Source organism: Bacillus cereus group sp. Bce019, assembly GCF_051781745.1.
Lineage (GTDB): Bacteria > Bacillota > Bacilli > Bacillales > Bacillaceae_G > Bacillus_A > Bacillus_A cereus.
Genome location: NZ_JBPWJX010000064.1, coordinates 1 through 412 on the forward strand (window position 1 = coordinate 1; position 412 = coordinate 412).

The window sequence follows — 412 nt, forward strand, 5'->3', positions numbered from 1 at the left end:
CCAAATTGTCATGCAATGCTGCATTCTAAAAGGCCACCTCTAAAAGTCGAAGAACTAAAAGATATCATGAGCAGCAAAGGCACTTAACAAACGCTTCAAGAGGGACAGCCAACGCGTAGCATTTTTATTATGCGTTGGTTTTTGTGATTACGGTGTTATGCGGAAGCTTTGCAGTAGCGTTGTCTGCCCCTTAAGCGGGCGTTAAATGCTTTCAGATGTACGCGAAAATCTGAGTATGTGACCTTTAAATTTTTGCTCTAAATAATCGGTATTGTCTGGTCTTATGTGATCACTCGTAAATCCATATTCACTCATTTTCGAGCTAAGTTTATTTTTCCGACCTCGGTCTGGGTCAACAATAATAATATCGCATGTTGGATTAGCATGAGTTTGAATGAACTGAGCCAACAAT

The 412-nt window shown here is 40.0% G+C and carries 1 protein-coding gene; it reads right to left on the reverse strand.

The genetic code is table 11. From position 1 onward, the window contains the following. Window positions 1-201: 201 nt before the first annotated feature. Window positions 202-412 (reverse strand): hypothetical protein (locus ACS2QP_RS27425; RefSeq protein ID WP_438883021.1); only part of this gene is annotated, 211 nt, incomplete at its 5' end.